Here is a 23,512-nt window from a genome sequence, read left to right on the forward strand (position 1 = left end):
AAATCAGTACTGACCTTCGTGTTATAAGCCTATTTAATACCATTAAAAGTAAATGCTATTACACCTATTTATAAACGAATGAAAAGATATTTTTACCTCTTACTCTTAAATTTTTTAATTACTTCATTTGCCTATGCGCAAGTGAAAGTTACAGGCAAAGTACATGTGGAAAATAATGTGCCTTTGGTCTCGGCAACTGCTTATCTGATGAAGGCAAAGACGACTGTCATTCTGAAAGCCGTTGTTACTGATGAAAATGGAGAATACCAATTTTCGGATATACAAGCTGGAAGTTATTATGTCGAGGCGAAAATGGTCGGGTATACCACCAATAAGAGCAATGTTTTTGATATCAGCAAATCAGACCACAAGGTCCCGGCGATCCTGCTGAACACGGATACACGAAAATTGCAAGAGGTCGCCGTAGAGGGTAAGCGGCCGATGGTTGAAAGCAAGCCTGGTAAACTGGTTTTAAATGTGGAAAATTCGCCTTTGGCCGCAGGGAATAATGCCTTAGATATTGTACAGCGGGCTCCTGGAGTGAGTTTAGATAACAATAATAACCTACAGTTGATGGGGCAATCTGGTGTATCCGTGACCATTGATGGTCGGCAGACCTATATGTCCGGTGAACAGTTGGTGAATTTTTTGAAGAGTACGGATGGCAATCAGATTAAGTCCGTCGAAGTGATTACTACGCGTGCAGCAAAAGATGACGCTGAGGGGGCAGTGGGTACAATTAATATTGTACTCAAAAAAAATCGGATGGAAGGTTTTAACGGAACCTTTAACATGACGGCAGGGAGGGGAGAAAAATTCAGAGGGAATAGCTCCTTATCCTTAAACTATAAGAAGAACAATACGACAGTATTTGGATCGTATGCGTGTTCGGATGAGAAAAGCCACCGGAAGCTTCTGCTTGATCGTGTTATTCAGAATAAAGGTGAAAAGACCTATTTTAAACAAAGGTCGATATTGGACGAAAAGGAACAGAACCATTCCTATCGCTTCGGTGTTGAGCAAAGGACATCGGCCAGAAACACCTTAACCCTGCAGTTTAATGGATCGAATAATATCGAATACAACGATAACGATAGTAAAACCAATGTAGGAAAGTCTTTTACAACATTGGATTCGCTTTTGATTTCAACATCGCAGTTCAAAGAATTATTTGATCGTTACTCCGCTAATTTAAACAATGAGTTTAGAATTGATTCGAATGGCAGAAAACTTACCCTTGACCTGGATTGGAGTAAATTCAAAAGCAGCAAACGCGTAGGTTATAATAACCAATATTTTGATGGTCAGATGGATGCGATTACGCCCGAAGAGATCCAACGCAGTAGAATGCCTATCGGAATCGATATCTATGTCGCCAAACTGGATTATGAACAACCGTTATCGAAGGTCTCCAAGCTTGAGATGGGGGCTAAATATTCTAACGTTACGTCGGATAACGATTTAACCTTTGAAGACTTTTTGAACAATTCCTGGATTAATAATGAAAAGCGTACGAATCATTTTGTGTATAAGGAGCAGATCGCCGCTGGATATATAGACTATAATAATACCATAGGGAAATGGGGCCTGAAGGTCGGCGCGAGGGGAGAATATACATTTTCTGACGGGAACTCGTTGACCTTAAATAAGCAAGTGAAACGGAATTACTTTAAACTTTTTCCGAATGCAAATCTGACATATACACTCCATGAGAATCATATCCTTTCCTTAGGTTACGCAAGGAAGATCACGCGTCCTAATTACCGACAGTTGAATCCTTTTGATTATTTTATTGATAAACTAACCTTTGAACGTGGTAATCCTTATCTGAATCCGCAATTTTCCAATGAATTCACCCTAAACTATACCTTGATGCAACGTTATAATGTGACATTGGGTATTAACGATGTGCGGGATGCGATTGTAGAGAGCATGGGGCAAGATTCGGTGCTAAAACAAACGTGGGTTATACGTGAAAATTTAGGTAAAAATTTGACGGCTTATCTGAATCTGAACATCCCGGTTACGGTATCCAAGATTTGGAGCATGAATAACAATATTACAGGCATCCACTTTAACTTTGATGGCATGGTGAGTGGTTATCCGCTGAAAAGGACCTCCTTTCTTTTGCAGGCTACATCGATGCACAATTTAAAACTGGCGAAAAGTCTGTCCGCTAATGTCAATTTGAGGTATTTCTCGCCGTTCAACTATAATGTATACGATATGAAGGCCCGTTGGGATATGGAGGTAGGAGCGACCAAGACATTTAAAGATCAACGTAGTTCGTTGAAGCTGGCGGTGAGCGACTTGTTTAATACAGGGAATCAGAATCTGAAAACCAATTTCGGCGATTTTGACTCCAGTATCAGGCAATACCAAGATCGTCGCGTGGTTCGATTGACCTATTCGTATAAATTCGGAAATTTAAAAAACAACTATCGTAAGAAAGATACAAGTAATGAGGAGAAAGAAAGAGCGCTATAGGCCCTTGAATTTTCTAAAAAAAGCGACACCGCGAGATGATCTAAAATCATCCTGCGGTGTCGCTTTTTTTAGAGATAATGCTATTAGAAAATGTATTTGGTACTTAAAAAGTTCGATTCATTTTCACTAACAATGTCATTCAACAATTTCTTGTTTTCATCGGTGAACTTTGCCGCGACCAGCGATCGTATCGAGAATGAACGCAAAGCATCCACAACGGATAATGTTCCCTCAGCGCTATCTTTTCTTCCGGTGAAAGGGAAGGTATCTGGACCACGTTGACATTGGCAGTTGATATTGACACGACTTACCTGATTGACCAATGGATCGATTAAAGACGACACAACAGCCGCATTGTTACTAAAGATACTGACCTGTTGTCCATGCGAAGAGCCGATCAGGTACTCGATAGGTTCCTCAAGGTCATCAAATGGCACAACAGGGATAACTGGACCAAATTGTTCCTCTCTGTAAAGTTTCATTTGAGAATTGACCGGATAAACGATCGCTGGGTAGAAGAAAGATTCTGCTACTTGTCCACCATTTTCGTTAATCACCTTTGCACCATACGCTTTTGCATCTTCGATACATTCCGTCAGATAAGCTGGTTTGTTAACCTCTGGAAGAGGTGTCAAAGACACGCCTTTTTCCCAAGGCATACCATACTTTAGTTTAGCAACTTCCGCAGAAAGACGTTTTAGGAACTCTTGTGCCAAGCTGCGGTGTACATAGATAATTTTAAGTGCGGTACAGCGTTGGCCATTGAATGAAAGAGAACCCAGTACGGTTTCAGAAACAGCAAGATTTAAATCGGCATCCTTCGTGATGATTGCCGCATTTTTTGCGTCAAGACCAAGAATTGCGCGTAGACGGTTAACTTTAGGATGTAATTTCTTAAGTTCGTCAGCAACACGGCTTGAACCGATCAACGTCAACACATTGATCTTTCCAGACTGCATAAGACTTGGAACGATCTTGTTTCCACGACCATAAATTGTATTGACAACGCCTTTCGGGAAGCTTGTTTTGAAAGCCTCTAATAAAGGGTAATGTAATAATGTACCATGTTTAGGTGGTTTGAACAACATCGTGTTCCCCATGATCAAAGCAGGGATCAACGTTGTGAAGGTTTCATTCAATGGATAGTTGAATGGTCCCATACATAAAACAACTCCTAGTGGAGATCTTCTGATTTGGGCTATAATACCTTGTTCGATCTGAAAACGGGAAGAATCGCGGTCAATATCTTTCAATGCGTCGATCGTTGCGTAGATATACTCTACCGTACGGTCAAACTCCTTAACAGAGTCAGCATAGGATTTGCCAATTTCCCACATAATAAGCTTGACAACAATGTCCTTCTTGGCAATCATCTTTTGTGTGAAATTTTCAACACAAGTAATACGATCGGCAACGCTCATTGTCGGCCATTCTCCACGGCCATTGTCGTATGCTTTTACAGCAGCTTCCAAGGCTTCCATGGACTCTTTTTCAGTACAAACAGGGAAACTACCGATGCGCTTACGTTTCAAGCCGTCCTTAGTCTTTACACAGATAGGTGAAAATACTTCGTTTACTTGACCCGTCCAAGAAATCATTTCTCCATTGGAAAGGAACTCTCTTTGATCGACCTGTTCGTCTAGCGTAAATTCTGCGGGAATGTCTTTCTCCTCGTAGAAGATACCTTCTAAGTTTAAGCTCATTGTTTTTAAAAGTGGTTTAGATTGATATTTATAAAGATATTGCTAATATACTGTAAATATTACAATATTTGTTAATTTCTTATTAAAATAAGTTTAGGTACTAGTGTTTTCATTACAATCCATGCAATTAAATATGCGATTGAACAGAACGAAAAAATAATAAAATATCCCGCTTCTTCTCCCTTGAAACCCATAAAGACAAGTTGAGTCTCTTTGGCATAGTCGAATAGCCAGCCCGAAGTTTTATTGATAATAAAGGCTCCTACACCGCCCGCAAGCCCGCCGATTCCTGTAACAGTGGCAATGGCACGTTTTGGAAAAGAATCGCCAATAGTGGAAAAAATATTGGCCGACCACGATTGATGTGCCGCACCTGCAAAACCAATTAAAATAACGGGGATCCAATAGGAAATATGCCCCAAGGGTTGTGCAAAGAGTACGACCAACGGGACGAAAGCAAACAGCAACATAGCTTTCATTCGACCTTCATAGGCATTCATTCCCTTTTTCTCCACAAAATACGTCGGCAACCAGCCGCCGTAAATTGACAGCATGGTGATCGCATATAAAACAAATATGGCCAATTGCCCTTCTGTATCAGAAGACTTTATGTCGTAAACGGCTGATAGATAGGCTGGCATCCAGAATAAGAAGAACCACCAGACGCCGTCGGTCATGAATTTTCCGAAGACAAAAGCCCAGGTTTGTTTGTACTTAAGGCATTCTGCTATGGTGGTCTTGGGCTGTTTTGTTACGCTAGACTGCTCCGTTTGATGTTCATGATCATCTTTGTGAATGTAAGCCAATTCAGCCGCATTTACTTTTGGATTTTCGTGCGGTTTTTTATAAAGAAAGATCCAGAAACCCATCCAGACAAATCCAAGGGCACCTATAATGATGAAAGACATCTCCCAACCCCAATGTGCGGCGATAACTGGTATCGTCAGCGGTGCTGCTAGGGCGCCAATGGTCGCTCCAGAATTGAAGATACTCGTCGCTAAAGCACGATCTTTCTTTGGAAAATACTCTGCGGTCGCTTTAATGGCAGCTGGGAAATTTCCAGCTTCCCCGACCGCCAATACAAACCGGGCGAAAATAAATAAGTTTACACTAACGCTGATGATTAAACCGGCATTGTTCACATGAGAAATAGCTTCTTTTGCACCCTCAAATCCAACAAACCACTCGCCAGCGACAATTCCTGAGGTTGCAATACCACAAAAAGCATGTAATATGGCGCCAATGGACCAAACAGCAATCGCCCATAGAAAACCTTTTTTTGTATCCATCCAATCGACAAAACGTCCCGCGAAAAGCATGCTGATGGCATAAAAAATAGAAAACAAAGCGGTAATATTTCCATAGTCCGTATTTGTCCAGTGGAATTCAGGGCTGATAAAATCTTTCCAGGTTAAGGATAATACCTGGCGATCCAAGTAATTGATTGTGGTAGCAAAAAATAGGAGGGCACAGATTACCCAACGGTAATTACCCTTTTTCTCTGTATTAATCATAATGGGTTTAATTGTTTATTTTTCTTGAACCTATCGCTTCAAATGACGAATAATGAACGCTGTATGCCTTCCTTTTACGATGCTCGTGGAAGGCATACAAGCAATCTTATTGTTTTTAACGTGCTTTTGAGACAAGATCAAGTGCTTTTTGTGTATTTTCGAATAAATTGCTGGTGTCCTTTGGATCAATCAGTTTACTGCCCATACCTACCGCACATACACCTGACCTGAACCATGCTTTTAGATTTTCTATTTCGATGTCTACACCCCCCGTTGGTATAAAGTTCTGACCTTTAAAAAGATCCCGAATAGATGACATAAATGCTGGTCCCAAAATATTTGCAGGGAATAATTTTATCAATGCGGCCTGTTGCTGTTGAGCCGTGTAGATTTCGGTCGGTGTCATGCAGCCTGGAATCCACAACTTATGGTGCTCATGTACAAGCGAGCCAACCAAAGGATTCACTAAGGGGGCCACAATAAAATCAGCACCGGCCTGGAGAAACTGTTGTGCATCGTCCACCGATTTGATGGTGCCAATACCCAAGTAGAGGTCTGGCATCTCAAGGTCCCTCGTTGCAACAAGGCGCTCAAAAACAGCCAACGCCTCGGGGCCACGATTTGTAAATTCAAAAACGCGTACACCCGCTCTGTATAATGTTCGTAGAATATCGATACTTTCTTCCTGATCATGATGGAAGAATAAAGGAAGTGTTCCTTGTTCGATAATTTTATTTAATACAATCTCTTTTAAATTCATGTTGTTAATCTCTTTTTAATATCGTCCACTGTACTTGTTGTTGCATCGCTGGCGATAAATAGTTTATCGAATGCCGCGCTTGTTGCAAATTCTAGCGTCTCCTGCGGCGAAAGGTTGGAATACAATCCATAAATCAGACCCGCCATAAAGCAGTCGCCACTTCCTACTTTATCCAAAATCTCTTCCGCTATATAGGTTGTGGATTTGATCAAACGGTCTTTATCAAATAATGTGCTGTAGTATTCTATCCCTTTGGTATGGTGGTCAAAACGGAAGGTATTGGCGACATACTGGCACATGGGGTTGGAAGCAATGATTTCTCGGCTGGTTCGATCTGCTTGCGCGAGTAACTCTTCTTCGGTGTATCCTGACGTGTTTGTTAAGAATTGTTCGTCAAGCGGCGTGCCCAGCATCTGATGCGCGGCCCATATATTGCCCATAATTAAATTGCAGTACTTGGCAATCCGAGGCATAACCTCTTTCGGTGCCTTTCCATACTTCCAGAGTTTAGCGCGGTAATTAAGGTCCAATGATACAAAGATTGCCTTCTCTTGTGCTTTTTTTACCGCCTCCAGGCATAGGTCTGCTATATCTTGGCTAATTGCAGAACAGATAGCTGAAAAATGAAACCATTTGACATCCTTCAAGGCTTTGTCCCAATCAATACTGCCGACTTTGAGGCTTGCAAAAGATGAATTGGCGCGATCGTAGATAACCCCCGCATTTTTTAGATCTTTACCTTTGGGGAGATAGTAAATGCCCAAGCGCTCTCCGCCCCATTGCATCGCCGATGTGTCTATGTTTCTACGTTTCAAATAGACATCTATACCTTCACAAATGGCATTTTGCGGTATCGCAGATAAGTAGGATGATGGCACGTTCCATAGGGCCAAAGCTGTAGCGACATTTAATTCTGCTCCTCCAACGTAGAAAGGCAATTGGTGCTGTTCAATCCAATTGTCTTCAATATCCGGACAGATCCGTAACAGCAATTCCCCAAAGCTTAAAACTTTACCCTGCATGTTCATTTATTAAAATTCAAAATATTCTTTTGCGTTATTGTAGCTGATATCCTGTATGATTTTCCCGACCCATTCGATATCATTTGGTATTTCTCCTTTTTCGATGTCCTGTCCAAAGATGTCACAGACCAATCTTCTGAAGTATTCATGTCTTGGAAAAGAAAGAAAACTTCTGGAATCGGTCAACATGCCTACAAGACGACTTAACAAACCCATATTCGACAAGGTATTAATCTGTTTTGTCATGCCGTCTTTTTGGTCCAAAAACCACCAAGCTGAACCAAACTGAATTTTTCCTTTGATAGAACCATCATTGAAATTCCCAATCATTGTCGCAATAAGTTCATTGTCGGCTGGATTGAGATTATAGATAATTGTCTTGGTTAGTTTATCTTGGTTATCTAATTTATTCAAAAACTTTGATAATGCACGTCCCTGACTAAAATCCCCAATGGAGTCCCAGCCTGTATCAGGACCGATCAAGCGATGCATGCGGGAGTTATTGTTACGTAAAGCGCCCAAATGGTATTGTTGCACCCAGCCTTTTTCATGATCCCATTCTGCAAAATAGACTAACATGGCCGATTTAAACTTCAGGCTCTCATCAAAAGTTATTTCTTTGCCTGCACGAATTTTATCAAAGATGAATGCGATTTCAGTTTCGGTGTAATCTTCAGCATAGATCTGTTCCAAACCATGATCTGAGACTTTACAGCCGTTGGTCGCAAAGAAGTCGTGCCTTGCCTTCAAGGCCTTGAGGTAGTCGCTTAAACTGCTTATCTGCATATTGCTGACTTCTTCAAGCTTATTGATGTATTGGTTCAATGCAGGCAGGTCATCGCAATTCATTGCTTTATCCGGACGAAATGCCGGAAGCATTTTAAATGATTCACGCTCTTTCGCAAACTGCTGATGAAATTCCAGACTATCGATTGGGTCGTCTGTTGTGCAAACGACTTCAACATGCATCATCTTGAGTAGTCCGCGGACAGAATGACTATCTTGTTGCAGTAAAGCACTGGTATCTGCATAGATCTTGGCCGCGGTTTTTGGAGACAATACATCTGTTATGCCAAAATAGCGTTGTAATTCAAGGTGTGTCCAATGGTGTAGTGGATTACGCAAGGTATAAGGGACAGTTTCTGCCCATTTGATGAATTTTTCTTCATCTGAAGCGTCTCCGGTCACATAATGTTCGTTGACACCGTTGGCACGCATGGCCCTCCATTTGTAATGATCACCATGTAACCAAACCTGACTAATATTATCAAACTTGACATTATTTGCAATCTGTTCCGGGATTAGGTGATTATGGTAATCAATAATCGGCAGATGTTTTGAATAATTATGGTACAGCTCTTCAGCCGTTTTTGTGTTCAATAAAAAGTTGTCGTCTAAAAAAGTTTTCATACAATGTATTGATTTGTAGGTTCATCTGTTTTCTATCCTCTTTTGCTTGTCAAACTTTTTATTGCTGAAGTAATCGGACATAAAAAATGCAAAAAGGGGTGAAAGTACGGTCGCCTGAATTTCCCAAACTGTTTAAATGGTCAATGAAATTACCAATATTCAGGTCATACTTAAAGGAAATTCAATAAAATAAATGCGCAAACGTTATCGGTAGCGTTTAAGGCAATCGGGTTATACCGCATTTTCTACGTTTTCTAAGCACGTTTTCGCTATCGCAGATTGCTTGAAATTTTGAATAAGTCCCGAATAATATGATCTGCTAAAGCGTAATTGTATTGCATATAAAAAGCAATTTCTCTAAGTTTGTTCAACAAATTGCTCAACATGGATATCCAATCACTTTATCAGATTTATAAACAGTATCCGAATATTACAACAGATACACGTAAAATTGAAAAAGATAGTCTATTTTTCGCCTTAAAAGGGGCCAATTTCAATGGGAATACTTTCGCCGAGAAAGCGCTTGAAATGGGTGCTAAATACGTTGTTATTGATGACGAGACCTACCGAAAAGGAGAAGCGTATATTCTTGTTGATGATGTTTTAAAAACATTACAGCAACTAGCGAATTACCACAGACAGCAATTGGATATTCCAGTTATTGGAGTGACGGGAACCAATGGAAAAACCACGACAAAGGAATTGTTGTACGCTGTTGTTTCGCAGAAATACAAGGCCTATGCAACAAAAGGAAATTTGAATAATCATATTGGTGTTCCATTGACATTATTGGCCATAGATAATTCTGTTGAGCTAGCAATCATCGAAATGGGGGCAAATCATTTGGAAGAAATTGCTTTTTTGTGTGGGATTGCCGAACCGACACATGGTTTGATTTCTAACGTTGGCAAAGCACATCTAGAAGGTTTTGGATCTTTTGAAGGAGTAAAGAAAACCAAGGGCGAGCTGTACGATTGGCTGCAGGACCATCAAGGAATATTATTTTTGCAGGCAGATAACCCACATCTTAAAGAGATGGCTTCCGCCCGCAAGATAGCCAACATTGTCACTTATGGTTTTTCGGAAGGTAATGATGTGATTGGAAAGCTTCTTAGGGCAAATCCCCTTTTGCAAATTGAATGGCACAAGAAAGGCACGGCCGAATCTTATGTTGTCGATACCCATTTAACAGGATCTTATAATACCGAAAACTTTCTTGCAGCTATTGCAGTAGGTTTGCATTTTGGCGTTTCTTCTGCGTCAATCAATCGGGGTATTGAAGGATATACCCCTACGAACAATCGTTCGCAGGTTATGAAAACTGCCCACAATACGCTAATCTGCGATTATTATAATGCAAATGCAACAAGCATGGCTGCTGCATTGGATAATATTCGGATTATTGAAGCGGATAAGAAGGCTATTGTATTGGGTGATATGTTTGAATTGGGGACAGAATCATTTGAAGAACATAAAAAAATTGTCGAGAACGTAAGAGCTATTCCTGCAGATCGCAAAATTTTTGTAGGAAAAGAATTTTTCGCACATCGTTATGAAGGTGGAGCATTTTATGAAACTACTGCCGAAGCAAAACAGGCAATCAGCGGAAATCCTATTGTGGACAGCACGGTCTTATTGAAAGCGTCAAGGGGTATGGCCTTTGAAAATCTGGTCGAACTACTGTAGCCTTTTTAGCTTTATGCTATGCACAACGAGGGGATAAGTTCGGGGTGCGAACATATGGCGACCATGGTGCTCCCGCATTGAATGTACTTAAAAAGTTGGACTCAACGTGGACTCACTGTGGACTTACCGTGGTTGCGGGACGAAGTTGATAGGATGTTGCGGAAACCTTCGTTCCACTGAATCCCGAATGACTCGCCCAGTAGCATCGAGCGAAAGGAAGTGCAAAACAAACAGTTTTGTCATGTAAGGATTAAATAATAAGGATAATGAGCAAATTCGTTCTACGGAGAAATGATGCTCATTTGGAAAAACGTACCTTTGTTGCATATAATGGATAAAAGACGTTTTTTTTTAGAAATAGCCTATTTTGGACAGGCTTATCATGGTTGGCAAATTCAGAATAATGCAATTTCCGTGCAGGAAGTGCTGAATAAGGCGCTTGAAACCCTGTTGCGGGAACCCATTGAAACAACTGGAGCTGGCCGTACAGATACAGGTGTTCATGCCAAGCAATTGTATGCACATTTCGATGCAGCCCCTGTGGGTATTCTACAAAAAGCTGATCGTTTTATTCATTCGCTCAATGCACTATTGCCCTTTGATGTGGCCGTAAAGCGCCTGATCGAAGTGGAACCCGAAGCACATGCTCGCTTCGATGCGACACAAAGATCCTATGAATACCATCTTCATTTTCATAAAGATCCTTTTATCTATCCCTATTCATGTTTTATGCGCGATCGTCCGGATGTTGAAAAGATGAATGAAGCTGCACAATTTTTATTGGGTAAACAAGATTTCGAATGCTTTAGTAAGTCTCATACGCAGGTGTTTACAAATATTTGCGATATTCGTAGAGCCGAGTGGGTATGGCATACCGAACAACATTTGGTCTTTCATATTACCGCTGATCGCTTTTTGCGCAATATGGTGCGTGCTATTGTGGGTACATCGTTGGAAATAGGCATAAAAGGCAAACCTGTTTCATTTATGCAAGAGGTTATCCAAAGCAAAAACCGGGGGAAGGCAGGTGTTTCCGTGCCGGCACATGGGTTGTATTTAACAGAAGTAGCATATCCTTATATATAGAATTTAACGTGAGTCAAGATAAAATAACTGGTAAAACCTACGATATCAATTTGGTGAAACGCATGAGTCGCTATATGCGTCCATATCATATGGCATTTTGGATATCGGTCGTCCTAACGATATTGCTGGCTGCAGTAGCCCCCGCTTTGCCTATGCTGATCCAGCATACGCTGGATAACTATATCCTAAACTTCGATACCAATGGATTGTCCCTCATGCTGATTGCAATGTTGGCATTGGTCATCCTGCAGACTTTGATCCGTTATTACCATACCTTAATGACAAATACTCTGGGGCAGTCGGTTATCCGTGATATTCGGATTCAGGTATTTAACCACATTGTTCAACTCAGGCTGAAGTATTTTGATCGCACAGCACTGGGAAAATTGATTACCCGTACCATCTCTGATTTGGAGACTCTTTCCAATATTTTTTCTGAAGGTTTGATTCAGATTATCGGCGATTTATTGCAGTTGGTCGTTATTCTGGTTGTGATGTTTTATTCCGATTGGAAGCTGACATTGATTGTTTTAATTCCGATGCCTTTGATGGTGGCAGCGACTTACGTATTTAAAGAGGCGATGAAGTCTGCCTTTATCGATGTGCGGAAATGGGTTTCTAACTTAAATACCTTTTTGCAGGAACACATTACGGGAGTCGGTATTATCCAATATTTTGCGCGTGAAAAGCAGGAAATGGATAAATTTAAGGAAATTAATGCGCAACATCGTAATGCCCATATTCGGACCAATTGGTATTTCTCCATCTTTTTCCCTGTTTTGGAAATTATCATGGCCATTGCTTTGGGATTGTTGGTCTGGTTCGGTTCCAAACAAATTATGGGTGATGTGATCTCTCCGGGTGTAGTGGTGGCCTTTATCATGTATATCAATATGATCTTTAGGCCCATTCGGGAGCTTATTGACAAATTCAATACGCTTCAAATGGGCATGGTTAGCGCTGAACGGATTTTTGAAGTGTTGGATACCGATGAAAAGACTCCAAATTTGGGTACATTGAAACCTGCACACATCAAAGGTGAAATTGCGTTTCGCGATGTTTGGTTCGCCTATAATGAGGAAAACTGGGTCCTAAAGGATGTAAACTTTAATGTTAATCCGGGTGAGACGCTGGCTTTAGTTGGGGCTACTGGTGCTGGAAAATCTTCTACCATCAATATTCTAAGCCGTTTTTATGAAATCAATAAAGGTGAAATTCTGTTGGACGGCCGTAATATCCGCGATTATGATCTCGATTATCTGAGAAATACCATTGCGACGGTATTGCAAGATGTATTCCTCTTCTCGGATAGCGTCATCAATAACATCACATTAGGTGATCCAGCGATATCTAGAGAACAGGTCATTGAAGCCGCAAAAGAAGTGGGGGCACATGATTTTATTATGCGACTACCTGGGGGCTATGATTATGATGTGAAAGAGCGGGGTGCAACCTTATCCGCGGGGCAGGCCCAATTGATTTCTTTTATACGAGCCTTGGTACACGATCCCCGGATTCTAATTTTAGACGAGGCGACATCTTCAGTAGATACCGAAACGGAAGAAATGATCCAGCATGCAATCGATAACCTCATGAAAGGAAGAACATCGATTGTTATTGCCCACCGCTTGTCCACCATTCAGAAGGCGGACAAGATTATTGTGTTGGATAAAGGCGAAATCAAGGAAATTGGAACGCATCAGGAATTGCTATCTTTTGATGGGTATTATAAAAAACTATACGACTTGCAATTTCACTCCGCGGGGATTTAATTAAGCGATTATACTCTCTTTGGGGATCGTTTCTTCATCTTCGATCCGTGTATTTGCTTTAATCTCTGAACCTCGCCCTACGAGAACGTTTGCTCCGATTGAGACATTTGGTCCGATGTTGACAAAATCTTCAATAATGGTATTGCTTTCAATAACAGCAGAACCGGCGATAACGCAATGGTTGCCTATCTGTACATCAGGGGCGATGGAAGCGCCGGGGAGGATAATGGTGCCTTCACCAATCTCCGCTCGTTTTGATACGTAGGCTTTGGGATGGATGAGGGTCTGGTAATTCCAGTCTGCATTTTCCGATACAATCCGTTGGCGAAGGCCTGGGTTCTTGACTGCAATAAAGAAATCTTCCTCCGTGCCTTTTACTTGATGGTGAAGTTGAACCTCATAATCGAATACATCTTCAATGAGCAATGATTTGTCAATAAGACCACCAATTTCAATCGCTAAATCTTCTGCTACATCTACCGCAGTTTTAGCGTGAGCAGTTGCACCGTATATATATAACATGGTATTTTTTTTTCGCAAAGATAAAACTTTCTAAAATGAAGCCCTTTGGTATCGTGTAAAAAAATGCAACAAAATATAGGGTTTGATTGTTTTGCTGTTTAATGAGCTGTAAGGTTGATTGTTTTTTCGATCGCAATTATATTGCATATAAAAATCAATTTATCTAAGTTTGTTGGTATACAAAAATTAAACTATGATTCAACGTATCCAAACTGTTTATTTGCTGATAGCAGGATTAGTCATATTCGGCTTGTTTCTATTTCCCTATGTTAATTATAGCGATTTAGTTGGTTTAGGAAAGAATGTGAAGGTGACCGGTGTGTATAGTGTCGCTGCGGGTCAGCCGGTACACGAGGGGGGATTTGGTTATATTCTCCAGACTGTGGCCACCGTATTATTAGGCGGGCTTCCCCTGTTCACGATATTTAAATTTAAACAGCGTAAAGTTCAACTTTTGCTTATTTGGGTAGAGGTTGTCGCAATTATCTTATTTGCAGTGTGGCTATATTCTTCTGCAAGTACTCATCTCGCTACGGTGAACCAATTTTTGGGTGCTGGGAATATCGGCGTAGGATTCTTTTTGTTGCCTATCTCGATTATTTTCTGTGCGTTAGCCATGGGAGGTGTACGTAAAGATGAAAAGTTGATCCGGTCTGCCGATCGATTGAGGGCATAATTTTGAAAGAATAATCCAATAATAGTTAAAGCCACGAAGACCGTGGCTTTTTTAAATATAATATGATATGAACGTTTTTTTTAGATATGTTGTTGTCTTAATGCTCTTCCTTGTCGGTGGGTTTGTAAAGGCGCAGTCGGCAGATTCATTGTTGGTTGTTGATGATATTCAATTCGATGTAAAGGAATTTCACGTAGATGAGCCTAAGCATGAATTGGTGATCAATTTGTTTGCTATATCGTATAGTAAGAATCCTCGGGAATATAAAATGAACACCTTTTCCACGCAAGTGTTGGATCAGAAGAAACAGCCCCATTTCTTTTCCACGATTCAGATGGGAAATGTATTGGTTAAATTTGAAGATAAGCAGAATTATCTGCACTATTTGCTAGAAGAAGATAAGCCTGTGGATATACAGGTCGTTGTAAAGGATTGGAAGAAAACGGATAAACCGGTTATGGTTAAACTGGTCTTTGAGAGCAGTACAGAAGAGGGGGAGTTTTTGGAGGTTCCTATTTCATTAAAAAAATAATTGATTTTGTCTCTTGACAAAAAAAGCTTCGAAGTTATAACTTCGAAGCTTTTTTTGATTATTCAATATTATCGATTGTATCTGATCTGCTGTTTGTCCATCATGCCCATCTGGTCTTTCATCATTTTGATCTGATCAGCTAACAACTTATTTTTATCTGCTTTTTTAGCTTCTTGAAGAAGTTTTTCGGCTTCACGTTTATTGCGCTTCGCCATGGCTACACCGGCTAGGCTCAATTTTGCTAAGGCGATGTTATGGTCCATATGTAGACCCAATGCCAACGCTTTCTTAAAATATTTTTCAGATTGCATAGGTGCACGTTGTGATTCGATCAGTCCGATCAGCATGTTGTAGTAACCATGCTGTTGTGGGATCAATTGCTTTTCGTAGTTGGTGATTTTACCTAGCCATTTTTCAGCTGCGGCCATATTTTGTTTACGCATATGCCATTGCGCAATCAGCATATATTCATGGAAAAATACAGTAACAAAACCCAAGATCGTGACCAAGATCCCTAAAATTCCCCATCCCCAATTTCCGGTCCAGAATAAGGCAACTGTTCCGATAAGCAATGCACTGCAAATAATGATTCTAACGAGATTTGACATAAATCTTTGTTTAAAATATTTGTATTCAATTTAATTCTGCAAATATCCGTTAATTTCACCGTTTAAGCAACTCGTTCAGGTTGTTATTTTGTAAAAATGTGTTTTTCTAGAAAATGGTAGCTTTTATGTTAATCGATGTGTTCTGATAATCTTGCTTTGGTACAACGCCGAATAGGTGGGCAGCCGGATAAATTTGCCTTTATATGCAACTTTGTCTATGTTTGAATTATGGAAAAGCAATACGATGATTCTTGGGCTCCTGTGTTAAGGCCTTTGTTCGCTCAGCCCTACATGAAACAGTTATCTACTTTTGTGCAAGCAGAGCGTCAGAAAACGAAAGTGTTTCCACCGGCAGATCTGGTGATGAATGCTTTTAAGCTGACGCCATTGGATCAGGTGAAAGTGGTTATTTTAGGGCAGGATCCTTACCACAATGACGGGCAGGCACATGGGCTGTCTTTTTCAGTTCCGGCAGGGATTGCCTTGCCCCCATCTTTAAAAAATATTTTTAAGGAATTGCAAGATGATATCCCTGGTTTTGTTGAGCCGCATGCTGGCGATTTGACTTCTTGGGCCAAGCAGGGGGTATTATTGTTAAATGCGACCTTGACAGTTCAGGCGCATTTGGCTGGTTCTCATCAAAAGAAAGGCTGGGAGATTTTTACAGACAGTATTATTCATGCCATTTCGGAGCGTTGTGAACATGTGGTGTTTTTGTTGTGGGGAAGTTATGCCCAAAAGAAAAGTGTGCTCATTGATGCGAAGAAGCATCTTATTCTAGCGGCGGTTCATCCCTCACCGTTGTCTGTCTATCGTGGTTTTTTTGGTAGTAAGCATTTTTCACGCGCAAACCAGTATTTGACGGCACATGGTAAAACCCCAATTGATTGGCGCCTGATTTAAGTTGTGGCTTGGGTTAAATTTTGCGAAGCGTTTGCTGTCCAATAGCTAAAGTAGATAAACATCATTGCCGGTGATTCGCGCATGGCGCAAATGCGTCCAAGAGCGAGATTCCGGTAATGATATTTTTGATTGGGCTTAATTCCCTCGCTTAATATTCTAAAGGAATAATGGGTTCTTTTTTGCTGGTCGACATAATCATCATGGTTTGGAATGTCTTTACAAAAGGTATTTTGGATATTTTTTCCATGATGACGCCTTCATAAGCTTTGATATCTTTTACGTAAACCTTGAGGATGAAATCACAATTGCCTGTAACGTGATGGCATTCGGTTACTTCAGGTATCATTTTGACTGCAGCTACAAATTCAGGAATAGCGTTGTGGGTATGGAAATCGAGTGAGATCTGTATGAACGACTTGATCCCAAGCCCCAGTTTCTCCTCGTCCACAAAGGCATGGTAACTTTTGATGAAGCCGGAGTTTTCCAGTTTTCGCACACGCTCTAAGGTTGGCGCGGGGGACAGTCCGATGCTAGATGCGAGTTGCAAATTAGTTATACGACCATTCTCTTGTAATAGTTTAAGAATTTTTAAATCTGTTTTATCCGGTGCAAAGGGCATATCTTAAGTCTTAATAATCAATAGTATTTGTAAATATACAAAATTATATTTGGAAATTTAAAAATATACAAAATTATTGGTGATAAATAGATTTTAGTTATATCGTGTTTTTATAATTATAATTTTAATCGATGCAAAATCATTTGACTGTCATAATCGATTGAAATGTGCTCATTTTAATGAAATGGAGTGATAAATGTCATTTTTTTATTAAAAATGCCTTCGTAAGGTGCTATTAAATGCTGTTTTATTGGCTTTGAAATTGTAACTTTGCAGTTCGATAGGTGCGGAGGTGAAGCCCTCCCAAATTAGTTAAACCGTGAGAGCGCAATATGAGTACTAAAGACGACGATTTGTTAAAAGAGCTAGAGCTCGAAGAATATAAATACGGGTTCACGACAGATATCGAAATGGAAATTGCAGCCAAAGGCCTTACTGAGGATACGGTTCGTTTTATTTCGGCAAAAAAGAATGAACCTGAATGGCTATTGGAATGGAGGTTAAAAGCTTTCCGTCATTTCTTGACGTTAAGAATGCCTACTTGGCAGAATTTCAAAGCTCCCGAGATTGATTTTCAAGAGATTTCCTACTATGCAGCCCCGAAAGCAAAACCGCAGCTTAATTCGATGGATGAGGTTGACCCTGAGTTGATTTCCACTTTCGAAAAGTTGGGAATTCCTTTGGATGAGCAAAAAATATTGGCGGGAGTTGTGGCTGTAGATGCTGTCTTCGATTCGGTATCTGTAAAAACAACGTTTCGTGAGAAATTAAAAGAGCAAGGAGTTATTTTCTGTTCATTTGGTGAGGCCGTGCAAGAGCATCCTGACCTGGTGAAAAAATATTTGGGTACAGTGGTTCCGCAGACAGATAACATTTATGCAGCATTAAATTCTGCAGTGTTTTCGGATGGATCCTTTGTTTACGTTCCAAAAGGCGTTAGATGTCCAATGGAATTGTCTACCTATTTCCGTATCAATGCACAGAATACTGGGCAATTCGAACGCACGTTGATCATTGCGGATGAGGGGGCTTATGTTTCTTATTTGGAGGGATGTACTGCACCTATGCGTGATGAAAACCAGCTGCATGCGGCAGTGGTTGAATTGATTGCCGAACGTGATGCTGATATTAAATATTCTACCGTTCAAAACTGGTACCCTGGTGATAAAGAAGGAAAAGGTGGTATTTATAACTTTGTAACCAAGCGTGGAATCTGTAAGGGCGATAACAGTAAAATCTCCTGGACACAGGTAGAAACCGGTTCTGCAATTACATGGAAATACCCGGGTGTGATTTTAAAGGGTGATAACTCTATTGGTGAGTTTTACTCTGTAGCCATGACGCGTAATCATCAGGTAGCTGATACAGGAACGAAGATGGTTCATTTGGGTAAAAACACAAAATCTAAAATTATTTCTAAAGGTATCTCCGCCGGTAAGAGCCACAACAGTTATAGAGGTTTAGTGAAAATCGGTCCAAATGCCGACAACTCGCGTAACTTTACACAATGTGACTCCTTATTAATCGGTGATAAATGTGGGGCACATACATTCCCTTACATCGAAAATAGAAATAAGACGGCCAAATTAGAGCATGAGGCGACTACTTCCAAAATCGGTGAGGACCAGGTATTCTATTTGAATCAACGGGGTATCGATTCTGAGAAAGCTGTTGGTTTAATTGTCAACGGGTATGCAAAAGAAGTATTAAATCAATTGCCGATGGAGTTTGCTGTAGAGGCTCAAAAATTATTGGCAATTTCATTAGAAGGTTCAGTAGGATAGATAAAAAATCATTGGGAATGTAGTTTAAGTCGCTACATTATACCATACTCAATACGAATAAAATGTTAAGCATTAAAAATTTACATGCGTCTGTAGAAGACAAACAAATATTAAAAGGGTTAAACCTAGAAGTAAAAGCTGGCGAAGTTCATGCGATTATGGGACCAAATGGTGCTGGTAAAAGTACATTAGGGAATGTATTAGCAGGACGTGAATCCTATGAGGTAAGTGAAGGTTCCGCACTATTGGACGGTGTGGATTTATTGGATCTTTCCCCTGAAGACCGTGCGCGTGAAGGGCTGTTTTTGGCTTTTCAATATCCTGTTGAGATTCCGGGCGTATCGAATATCAATTTCTTGAAAACGGCTGTAAATGATATTCGTGAGTACAAAGGTCTTCCGCCAATGGAAGCGAAGGAATTTTTACAAATGGTAAAAGACAAGCAAAAATTGGTTGAGTTTTCAGCTAATTTGGCTAACCGCTCTTTAAATGAAGGATTCTCCGGTGGTGAGAAAAAGCGTAACGAAATTTTTCAATTGGCGATGTTGAACCCGAAATTATCTATTTTGGATGAGACAGATTCTGGTTTGGATATCGATGCACTTCGTATCGTTGCAAATGGTGTGAATCAATTGCGCTCTAAAGACAATGCTTTTATTGTTATTACACACTACCAACGTTTGTTGGATTATATCGTTCCAGATTTTGTTCACGTATTGTATAATGGCCGTATCGTGAAATCGGGACCTAAAGAATTAGCTTTGGAGCTCGAAGAAAAAGGATACGATTGGTTAAAAGAATATGATACACAAAACGCCTAATCTTTTACCTGAGTAAATAGGATTAGAGGAGAATTTTGGCGATTTGATTAAAAAATAACATGAGTACATTAGTTTCAGAATCATTACTTCAACAAGTGTTGGGAGCTTTCAAAGAGCAAGGCGTTTCAGACGAACCTTCGTTTTTCGTGGAAGCCCGCCAACTTGCATTCGAGCGTTTCGAAGCAGCAGGCTTTCCCACCGTTAAGAATGAAGAATGGAAATATACAAACATCCACAGTATTATCAATAAGCCTTATGCGCTTGATGTCGATGTGGATATCGAAGGCTTAGACTTTAGTGCAGGTGAGATTCCGCAGTTGGATGCCTACCGCATTATTTTGGTGAATGGTCAGTATGTATTAGCAGTAAGTGAATTAGAAAATGTAAAGGGACTGTCGGTTATTCCAATGGATGAAGCCACTTCAGAGCCTGCATTTGAGTCCCATTTTGCTAAATATGCGGATAAGTCAGACAATATTATGGTCGCTTTGAATACGGCTGCTTTTACCAATGGTGTTTTTATCCATTTGAAAAAGGGAGTTGTACTTGATAAACCAATACAGATTATTCACGTCGCTACAGGGAAAGAGGATTTCTTTGCACAAACACGTAATTTGATCGTTGTCGAGCCAAATGCAGAACTTGAATTGATCGAAAGCTTTATCACTGCAGAAGGTACCGCAAATAATGTGCACAATAAGGTCTCTGAGATTATCGTCAAAGAGAATGCTAAAGTACAACATTATTATTTGCAGCTCGCGGAATCTGTAAGCCGTTACTTTAATCATACAGAGGTATATCAAGAAAAATACAGTCTTTACAATAATTACAACTGTAATTTTCCAGGCGCTTCGTTTATCCGTAACAATATCAACGTCCGTTTGGATGCCGAGCATGTGGAGAGCCATTTATATGGAATCAACTTAACGGCTGCCGATCAATTGGTCGATAATCATACCATCGTAGACCACCTGAAACCACACTGTGAGTCCTATGAATGGTATAAAAATATTACACAGGACAAGTCCGTTGCGGTTTTCAATGGAAAAATCTTTGTGCGCGAGGATGCGCAGAAAACGAATGCTTTTCAACAGAATAATAATATGTTGATGTCAGACAATTCGGCGGTTTATACCAAACCACAGTTGGAAATCTTTGCCGATGACGTAAAATGTTCACACGGGTGTACCATCGGTCAGTTTGATAATGAAGCGCTGTTTTATCTGAGAGCAAGAGGAATTGGCGAAGAGTCTGCCCGTATCCTGTTGGTGCACGCATTTGCATTTGACGTAACGACACGTTTCTCAAATGAGGTTGTTCGCAAATATGTTGAAGAGCTTGTAGAAGAAAGCCTAAGAACAAATTAAATCCATTTAGGATCATATAGCTTTTAAATATGGCGTTTACTGAATAGGTAAACGCCATTTTTTTTCATAGACCAATACATCATAGCCTTCGTATCAAGCGCCAAGTTGCGTCTTGTTGCTCTTGCTTGGACGGAAGAGCGTTTAATCGTATTGGGAGAAGCGCTTAAAGTTATCATTGTTTGCTGTAGGGTAGACCCTAGTAATTTTGGATATCAACTTCGTCATTTTCACGGTATAACAACGGATCTTAATCGGAGCTACAACGCTATTTGTTCGCTCACAACCGAAGAAGCACCGAACAAGTACCGAACAAGCTCCGAAGAAGCACCGAGGAAGCTTCGAATGGAACCAACGTTGAAACTAATCCGTTATTGGTACTTGCTTTAAATTGTGCTAATAATTTTTTCGGCAATTTTAGTTAAAATCAAACAAAGATAAAGGTGATGAAGGGCTGAAATGTAGGGAATAACAGAGCACTATTAAACGAAAAAAGCTTCCAAATTTTGGAAGCTTTTTTGAGCGAAAGACGAGATTCGAACTCGCGACCCCAACCTTGGCAAGGTTGTGCTCTACCAACTGAGCTACTTTCGCGTTGATGTTACAAAAGTAAGGCATTTATTCGTATTCTGCAAGAGGAAAAGCAAAAAATATTAACTTAAATTGATCGCATCAACACAATTAATACCGTCTATAGCCGCCGAAATGATACCGCCGGCATAACCTGCCCCTTCACCACAAGGGTAAAGTCCTTTGACCTGAGGGTGTTGTAAATCTTCTTTATTTCTAGGAATCCGAATCGGTGAAGATGTACGTGACTCTACACCGACTAAAATGGCTTCATTGGTATAATACCCTTTCATCTTTTTGCCAAAGATGGGCAACGCACCGCGTAATGCTTCGTGAACAAAAACAGGTAGCACTTCGGTGAGATCTGCAAATGCTGTTCCGGGCTTGTACGAGTTTTCTGGCAGATCCATAGATACACGTCCTTCGACAAAGTCGACCATGCGTTGCGCCGGAGCAACGAGCTTACCGCCACCTACGGCAAAAGCCTTTCGTTCGATCTCTTTCTGAAAATTCAGTAATGCAAATGGATCCTTATGTGCATTGGCAACGTCCTCAAGGTTGATCTGAATAACGGTGCCTGAATTGGCGTGCGGATTATTTCGTTTGGATGGTGACCATCCGTTGACAACGATTTCATCTAAATCTGTTGCACAGGGAGCAATGACGCCGCCTGGGCACATGCAGAATGAAAATACACCACGGTCATTCACCTGTTCAACCAGGCTATAATAGGCTGGCGGCAAATGCTCGCTTCTTACCTGGCAGTGGTATTGCGCCTGATCAATGATTGCCTGCGGGTGCTCGATACGCACGCCCAAAGCAAATGCTTTGGCTTCGATCAGCCAATTGTTGCGATGAAAAAGCTCGAAAATATCCCGCGCAGAGTGCCCTGTTGCTACAATGACATGATCTGCCTTAATTTCTTCACCATTGGCTAATTTGACACCGCGTACTTGACCGAAGGATTCTAAAATGTCATCGACACGTTGGTCAAAATGAAATTCGCCCCCAAATTCAAGGACGCTCTCGCGCATGGCTTCAATAATATGCGGCAATTTATTTGTACCGATATGTGGGCGCGCATTGACCAGAATATCCGTCGTTGCCCCATGGGAAACGAAAAGTCTGAGTACTTTGTCTACGTCACCTCGCTTATTGGAACGTGTATATAATTTTCCGTCTGAGTACGTTCCAGCTCCACCTTCGCCAAAGCAGTAGTTTGACTCAGGGTTTACGATGCCTTCCCGGTTCAACTTAGCTAGATCGCGTCTACGGTCTTGGACCTTTTTACCGCGTTCGATTACAATTGGTTTGAGACCACGTTCAATACAGCGTATTGCTGCAAACAGGCCGGCAGGGCCCGCGCCAATAATAATAACGGGTTTTCCGTCTTTAACGGACTTAAAATTATTTTCGTAGATTTCTGGAACAGGAAGCTCGTCAATGTAGTAAATAACCCGAGCTCGATAAACAACCTGCTTGCTTCGGGCATCAATGGAACGTTTGCGGATTTTATAACCTTTGACTTGTTGAGGTTGGACTTTCAGGGCTTTGATCCCTTGCTGTAGAATATACTGATCGTCCTCGATTCTTTCTGGAAGTATCGCAATTTCAATTTCTTTTTGCATAGTATAAGGGCTGGGTTTTTATCCCAAAACCGGGACAAAGTTAAT

The 23,512-nt window shown here is 40.7% G+C and carries 19 protein-coding genes and 1 tRNA gene; 10 read left to right on the plus strand and 10 right to left on the minus strand.

Translation table 11 applies throughout. The annotated features are described in order from the left end of the window. Positions 1 to 78 precede the first annotated feature (78 nt). On the plus strand, positions 79 to 2,487 hold the full coding sequence (locus B4Z90_RS17000; RefSeq protein WP_112375085.1) for a TonB-dependent receptor domain-containing protein: 2,409 nt from the start codon (positions 79 to 81) through the stop codon (positions 2,485 to 2,487). 83 nt (positions 2,488 to 2,570) lie between these two features. Here the strand turns inward: B4Z90_RS17000 and B4Z90_RS17005 are convergent, their stop codons facing one another. From B4Z90_RS17005 to uxaC, 5 genes are all read right to left on the minus strand, one after another. Beyond that, positions 2,571 to 4,190: an NADP-dependent glyceraldehyde-3-phosphate dehydrogenase gene (locus B4Z90_RS17005; protein WP_204990872.1), complete on the minus strand. Its 1,620-nt coding sequence runs from the start codon at positions 4,188 to 4,190 to the stop codon at positions 2,571 to 2,573. 71 nt (positions 4,191 to 4,261) lie between these two features. Next, positions 4,262 to 5,704 (minus strand): MFS transporter, encoded by a 1,443-nt coding sequence (locus tag B4Z90_RS17010; RefSeq protein ID WP_376746102.1) that lies wholly within the window; start codon positions 5,702 to 5,704, stop codon positions 4,262 to 4,264. 115 nt (positions 5,705 to 5,819) lie between these two features. Further along, on the minus strand, positions 5,820 to 6,464 hold the full coding sequence (locus tag B4Z90_RS17015) for a bifunctional 4-hydroxy-2-oxoglutarate aldolase/2-dehydro-3-deoxy-phosphogluconate aldolase (RefSeq protein ID WP_070561479.1): 645 nt from the start codon (positions 6,462 to 6,464) through the stop codon (positions 5,820 to 5,822). Beyond that, a complete protein-coding gene (locus B4Z90_RS17020; RefSeq protein WP_239468776.1) occupies positions 6,461 to 7,486 on the minus strand; it encodes a sugar kinase in 1,026 nt (341 codons plus the stop codon). The genes B4Z90_RS17015 and B4Z90_RS17020 overlap by 4 nt, the downstream gene beginning before the upstream one ends. A gap of 9 nt (positions 7,487 to 7,495) precedes the next feature. Next, a complete protein-coding gene (uxaC, locus tag B4Z90_RS17025; RefSeq protein ID WP_070561475.1) occupies positions 7,496 to 8,896 on the minus strand; it encodes a glucuronate isomerase in 1,401 nt (466 codons plus the stop codon). Positions 8,897 to 9,280: 384 nt separating this feature from the next. Here uxaC and B4Z90_RS17030 point away from each other — a divergent pair, with 384 nt between their 5' ends. The 3 genes from B4Z90_RS17030 to B4Z90_RS17040 all read left to right on the plus strand — a co-directional run bounded on the left by B4Z90_RS17030 (position 9,281) and on the right by B4Z90_RS17040 (position 13,440). Beyond that, positions 9,281 to 10,582 carry a UDP-N-acetylmuramoyl-tripeptide--D-alanyl-D-alanine ligase gene (locus tag B4Z90_RS17030; protein WP_286802829.1) on the plus strand — a complete coding sequence of 434 codons (1,302 nt, stop codon included), beginning with the start codon at positions 9,281 to 9,283 and terminating at the stop codon, positions 10,580 to 10,582. A gap of 330 nt (positions 10,583 to 10,912) precedes the next feature. After that, positions 10,913 to 11,668 (plus strand): tRNA pseudouridine(38-40) synthase TruA, encoded by a 756-nt coding sequence (truA, locus tag B4Z90_RS17035; RefSeq protein WP_112375082.1) that lies wholly within the window; start codon positions 10,913 to 10,915, stop codon positions 11,666 to 11,668. Between the two features lie 8 nt (positions 11,669 to 11,676). Continuing rightward, the gene (locus tag B4Z90_RS17040; protein ID WP_070561471.1) at positions 11,677 to 13,440 is read left to right on the plus strand and encodes an ABC transporter ATP-binding protein; all 1,764 of its coding nucleotides are present in this window, start codon (positions 11,677 to 11,679) and stop codon (positions 13,438 to 13,440) included. Here the strand turns inward: B4Z90_RS17040 and B4Z90_RS17045 are convergent, their stop codons facing one another. Next, positions 13,441 to 13,962 (minus strand): hypothetical protein, encoded by a 522-nt coding sequence (locus B4Z90_RS17045; RefSeq protein ID WP_070561469.1) that lies wholly within the window; start codon positions 13,960 to 13,962, stop codon positions 13,441 to 13,443. A 193-nt stretch (positions 13,963 to 14,155) separates the two neighbouring features. Here B4Z90_RS17045 and B4Z90_RS17050 point away from each other — a divergent pair, with 193 nt between their 5' ends. Further along, the gene (locus B4Z90_RS17050; RefSeq protein ID WP_070561467.1) at positions 14,156 to 14,638 is read left to right on the plus strand and encodes a DUF4293 domain-containing protein; all 483 of its coding nucleotides are present in this window, start codon (positions 14,156 to 14,158) and stop codon (positions 14,636 to 14,638) included. A gap of 67 nt (positions 14,639 to 14,705) precedes the next feature. Next, positions 14,706 to 15,170 carry a hypothetical protein gene (locus B4Z90_RS17055; RefSeq protein WP_070561465.1) on the plus strand — a complete coding sequence of 155 codons (465 nt, stop codon included), beginning with the start codon at positions 14,706 to 14,708 and terminating at the stop codon, positions 15,168 to 15,170. A 68-nt stretch (positions 15,171 to 15,238) separates the two neighbouring features. On the opposite strand, the gene B4Z90_RS17060 is transcribed toward B4Z90_RS17055, so the two are convergent. Next, entirely contained in the window at positions 15,239 to 15,778 is a 540-nt protein-coding gene (locus tag B4Z90_RS17060) for a hypothetical protein (RefSeq protein WP_070561463.1), read from the minus strand. A gap of 228 nt (positions 15,779 to 16,006) precedes the next feature. Here B4Z90_RS17060 and ung point away from each other — a divergent pair, with 228 nt between their 5' ends. Continuing rightward, the gene (ung, locus tag B4Z90_RS17065; protein WP_286774847.1) at positions 16,007 to 16,681 is read left to right on the plus strand and encodes a uracil-DNA glycosylase; all 675 of its coding nucleotides are present in this window, start codon (positions 16,007 to 16,009) and stop codon (positions 16,679 to 16,681) included. Positions 16,682 to 16,829: 148 nt separating this feature from the next. Here the strand turns inward: ung and B4Z90_RS17070 are convergent, their stop codons facing one another. Then, complete coding sequence (locus tag B4Z90_RS17070) at positions 16,830 to 17,300, minus strand: Lrp/AsnC family transcriptional regulator (RefSeq protein WP_046673117.1); 471 nt, start codon at positions 17,298 to 17,300, stop codon at positions 16,830 to 16,832. Positions 17,301 to 17,632: 332 nt separating this feature from the next. Here B4Z90_RS17070 and sufB point away from each other — a divergent pair, with 332 nt between their 5' ends. The 3 genes from sufB (at position 17,633) to sufD (ending at position 21,272) form a co-directional block, all read left to right on the plus strand. Beyond that, entirely contained in the window at positions 17,633 to 19,084 is a 1,452-nt protein-coding gene (gene sufB, locus B4Z90_RS17075; protein WP_046673118.1) for a Fe-S cluster assembly protein SufB, read from the plus strand. A gap of 62 nt (positions 19,085 to 19,146) precedes the next feature. Then, the gene (sufC, locus tag B4Z90_RS17080; RefSeq protein ID WP_046673119.1) at positions 19,147 to 19,905 is read left to right on the plus strand and encodes a Fe-S cluster assembly ATPase SufC; all 759 of its coding nucleotides are present in this window, start codon (positions 19,147 to 19,149) and stop codon (positions 19,903 to 19,905) included. 59 nt (positions 19,906 to 19,964) lie between these two features. Beyond that, a complete protein-coding gene (gene sufD / locus B4Z90_RS17085; RefSeq protein WP_201639994.1) occupies positions 19,965 to 21,272 on the plus strand; it encodes a Fe-S cluster assembly protein SufD in 1,308 nt (435 codons plus the stop codon). A gap of 518 nt (positions 21,273 to 21,790) precedes the next feature. Here the strand turns inward: sufD and B4Z90_RS17090 are convergent. Together B4Z90_RS17090 and B4Z90_RS17095 are read right to left on the minus strand one after the other, a co-directional pair. Beyond that, positions 21,791 to 21,863: transfer RNA gene (locus B4Z90_RS17090), tRNA-Gly, on the minus strand. Between the two features lie 59 nt (positions 21,864 to 21,922). After that, positions 21,923 to 23,467, minus strand: a complete 1,545-nt coding sequence (locus tag B4Z90_RS17095; protein ID WP_286802830.1) for an NAD(P)/FAD-dependent oxidoreductase — start codon at positions 23,465 to 23,467, stop codon at positions 21,923 to 21,925. Positions 23,468 to 23,512 lie beyond the last annotated feature (45 nt).

This window comes from Sphingobacterium sp. UBA5639 (assembly GCF_002421245.1).
Lineage (GTDB): Bacteria > Bacteroidota > Bacteroidia > Sphingobacteriales > Sphingobacteriaceae > Sphingobacterium > Sphingobacterium multivorum.